The following is a 316-nucleotide window of genomic DNA, read 5'->3' as shown; positions in this document are numbered from 1 at the left end:
ACTATGGGTTTTTCAGCCGGTTGGCAGCGGAAGAGGGGATTAGTTTCTGGTTTGAGGATGAAACGCTGTTTTTCAGTGACAGCCATCTGGGGATGACCGCCGGATTGCCGCTGCTTTACCAGCCCCAGCCGGAAACCGCGCACGGGACAGAGACCATTTATCAGGTGCGGCTGGGCGTCGGAATGAGTCCACAACGCAGTTTCCATAAAGATTTCAACCCGGAAAGTCCGCGCTATCACCTCTCCCATATGGAGAGCAGCGAAGGCTTCCGTGACTTCGGCAGCCAAACGCCCTATACCGTATTTGAAAGTTACGG

The 316-nt window shown here is 54.4% G+C and carries 1 protein-coding gene; it reads left to right on the top strand.

Annotated elements, in window-relative coordinates:
• Positions 1–20: 20 nt before the first annotated feature.
• A partial coding sequence (locus tag FE394_RS19510) for a contractile injection system protein, VgrG/Pvc8 family (protein WP_319927969.1) occupies positions 21–316 on the top strand: 296 nt, incomplete at its 3' end.

It is taken from the genome of Xenorhabdus littoralis, assembly GCF_033949345.1.
In the GTDB taxonomy this organism is placed as follows: Bacteria; Pseudomonadota; Gammaproteobacteria; order Enterobacterales; family Enterobacteriaceae; genus Xenorhabdus; species Xenorhabdus littoralis.
This window is presented reverse-complemented; position numbering and strand designations above follow the sequence as displayed.